The organism is Methylophaga pinxianii (assembly GCF_020447225.1).
Taxonomy (GTDB): Bacteria; Pseudomonadota; Gammaproteobacteria; order Nitrosococcales; family Methylophagaceae; genus Methylophaga; species Methylophaga pinxianii.
The window spans coordinates 1-2888 of the sequence record NZ_JAJAEO010000098.1 but is presented as its reverse complement, the minus strand read 5'-3'; the positions used below and the strand labels follow the sequence as shown (position 1 = coordinate 2888).

Here is a 2888-nt window from a genome sequence, read left to right as displayed (position 1 = left end):
ACGCAACTATCACAGCATGTTGATGCTGGCTTTTACTATGATGTGGCTGCCAATGTGGGCTGATTAATTTTTGTACAGCAAAGATCAACAGACCCTAGGATCTGCTAAGATTGTCAATTTGCTGTGTAGTTTGAATACAATGAAAAACTCTATGTTTGACCAATTGGAACAAAAGATCCTGTTACCCGCTGAATTGCAGTCACAGGATATTGAACGGGCACTCTCCAGTGCTATGCGTCCTGGTGTCGATTTTGCTGATTTGTATTTCCAGCGCGCTCGCGCCGAAAATTGGTTAATGGATGATGGCATTATCAAAGATGGTGGTTATCATCTTGAACAAGGCGTAGGGGTAAGAGCGTGCAGTGGTGAAAAAACAGGTTTTGCCTATTCAGATGATCTAAGTTTGAAATCCTTGCTGGAAGCGACCAGTGCGGCCAGTGCCGTGGTAAAGCATGGTCAGCAACAACAAATAGATGCACGCAAGATGATCAATGCATCCCCTTTTTATACTGACCTCGATCCTATTTTGGGTATGGATACTCAAACAAAATTGAATCTGTTACGTGAAGCCGACGCTTATGCACGCGCTGCTGATCCACGAGTGACCCAGGTAACGGTCAGTTTGGCGGGAAGCCTTGAGCATATTTTAATCGCTGCCAGTGATGGCACCTATGCGGCAGATATCCGGCCATTAATTCGTATGAACGTCAGCGTCATCGTGGAATCAAATGGTCGGAGAGAACGTGGTAGTGCTGGAGGCGGCCGTCGTCTTGATTACCAGTATTTTATCGATAATGACCTCGCTGTAGGATTTGCTAAAGAAGCGGTAAGACAAGCTCTGGTTAATCTGGAAGCGGTTGATGCCCCTGCCGGCACCATGCCGGTAGTGTTAGCCTCAGGCTGGCCTGGCGTGTTATTGCATGAAGCCGTCGGACATGGTCTGGAAGGTGATTTTAATCGCCGTGATACTTCTGCATTTTCCGGCAAGATCGGTGAGCAAGTGGCTTCGTCACTATGCACCGTAGTGGATGATGGCACCTTAGCAAACCGTCGTGGTTCATTAACTATTGATGACGAAGGAACACCGACCGAATTTACCACACTTATTGAAAATGGCCGTTTGACGGGTTACATGCAGGATAAGTTAAATGCTCGGTTGATGGGCATGCGAAGCACCGGCAATGGCAGAAGAGAGTCATATGCGCATCTGCCCATGCCGCGTATGACGAATACATATATGCTGGCAGGCCAACATAAAGCAGAAGAAATTATTGCCAGTGTTGAAAAAGGCATTTACGCAGTCAATTTCGGTGGTGGCCAGGTCGATATCACTTCAGGCAAATTTGTTTTTTCCAGCAGTGAAGCCTATCTGATTGAAAATGGCAAAGTGACGCGACCAGTGAAAGGCGCAACGCTCATCGGCAATGGACCGGAAGTCATGAATCGTATCAGCATGGTGGCGGATGATCTTGAATTGGACTCTGGTATCGGTAACTGTGGTAAAGAAGGGCAAAGTGTGCCGGTTGGAGTGGGGCAACCAACCTTGAAAATTGATGCGTTAACGGTTGGGGGGACGGCTTAATGCGTTCTCCACACAAAGCCGTTGCCTTGATTTCAGGCGGATTGGATTCCATGTTGGCGGTACGTGTTCTGCAGGAACAAGGTATCGAAGTTGAAGGTATCAATTTTTTTACCGGATTCTGTGTAGAAGGTCATACGCATGCGATACGTAATCAGCACAAAGATAAACAGAAACGTAATAACGCATTATGGGTAGCTGAACAGCTGGGTATCAAGTTACATATCATCGATGTGATCGAAGAATATAAAGATGTGTTGCTTAATCCAAAGCATGGTTATGGCGCGAATATGAATCCCTGCCTTGACTGTAAAATCTTTATGGTCAAAAAAGCGGTGGAATGGGTAAAAGCAAATCATATGCAGGGATTTGATTTTATTATTACCGGCGAAGTCATTGGTCAACGGCCCAAATCCCAATTAAAACGCACGATGCCAATTGTCGCGGCTGAGTCCGGTGCAGATGATTTATTGTTGCGGCCTTTATGTGCGAAAAATCTCCAGCCGACCAAACCCGAGCGTGAGGGATGGGTGGACCGGAGCAAACTGTATGATTTTCATGGGCGTAATCGTAAACCGCAAATTGCATTGGCAAAACAATTTGGCTTTGATGATTTTGCCACTCCTGCTGGCGGTTGTTGTTTCCTGACCGATGAAAGCTATTCCAGCAAGCTTGTTGATTTGTGGAAAGCCAGAAATAGTCGTGAATATGAACTTGATGACATTATGTTATTGAAAGTTGGTCGACATATCCGGCCAAAAGCCGATTTCAAAATGATCATTGCTCGTGATGCTGGAGAGAGTAAGTTTCTCGAAGGTTATCGTAAACAATTTATCAGTCTGTATTCCACCAGTCATAATGGCCCTATGGCGATTATTGATGGTGATATTGATCAGCAGGATTTCCCGCTAGCTGCATCGATTGTCGCGCGTTTTGGTCAAGGTCGTTATGCTGATGAGGTCGAAGTGAAGATTTCTTTACCTGACCAATCTTCGCAACAAATTCAGGCAAGGCCAATCACCGCGGAGCAGGTTCCACAGGAGTGGTACGTATGAAACAGATTGAATTAGATGCAAGACGGCTATTATGTCCCTTGCCAGTCATCAAAACGCAGAATAAAGTAGCTGAATTAACTTTGGGAGATATTCTCAAAGTAGTATGTACTGATCCGGGGGCGTTAAGTGATATTCCAGCCTGGGCCAGAATTCATGGACATGAGATTGTTGATTCTGTCGAAATGGAAGACGAGATCATTATTACGGTCCGAGTTGGTGCATAGCACTTATTTGGTGCAGTGTGGATTTTTTTT

General features: G+C 45.5%; 3 protein-coding genes. All 3 read left to right on the top strand.

The annotated features are described in order from the left end of the window. The first annotated feature begins 139 nt into the window (after nucleotides 1–139). The 3 genes from tldD to LGT40_RS00650 are packed head-to-tail and all read left to right on the top strand — an operon-like array spanning nucleotide 140 to nucleotide 2858. Nucleotides 140–1582, top strand: coding sequence for a metalloprotease TldD (gene tldD / locus LGT40_RS00660; protein WP_226074131.1), 1443 nt, complete (start codon nucleotides 140–142; stop codon nucleotides 1580–1582). Then, nucleotides 1582–2634, top strand: coding sequence for a tRNA (5-methylaminomethyl-2-thiouridylate)-methyltransferase (locus tag LGT40_RS00655; RefSeq protein ID WP_226074129.1), 1053 nt, complete (start codon nucleotides 1582–1584; stop codon nucleotides 2632–2634). Before tldD ends, LGT40_RS00655 begins: the two co-directional genes overlap by 1 nt. After that, on the top strand, nucleotides 2631–2858 hold the full coding sequence (locus LGT40_RS00650; RefSeq protein WP_226074127.1) for a sulfurtransferase TusA family protein: 228 nt from the start codon (nucleotides 2631–2633) through the stop codon (nucleotides 2856–2858). The genes LGT40_RS00655 and LGT40_RS00650 overlap by 4 nt, the downstream gene beginning before the upstream one ends. The last annotated feature ends 30 nt before the right edge of the window (nucleotides 2859–2888 follow it).

Coding starts and splice junctions, on each gene's coding strand:
- tldD (WP_226074131.1), top strand. CDS start 140: ATGAAAAACTCTATGTTTGACCAATTGGAACAAAAGATCCTGTTACCC.
- LGT40_RS00655 (WP_226074129.1), top strand. CDS start 1,582: ATGCGTTCTCCACACAAAGCCGTTGCCTTGATTTCAGGCGGATTGGAT.
- LGT40_RS00650 (WP_226074127.1), top strand. CDS start 2,631: ATGAAACAGATTGAATTAGATGCAAGACGGCTATTATGTCCCTTGCCA.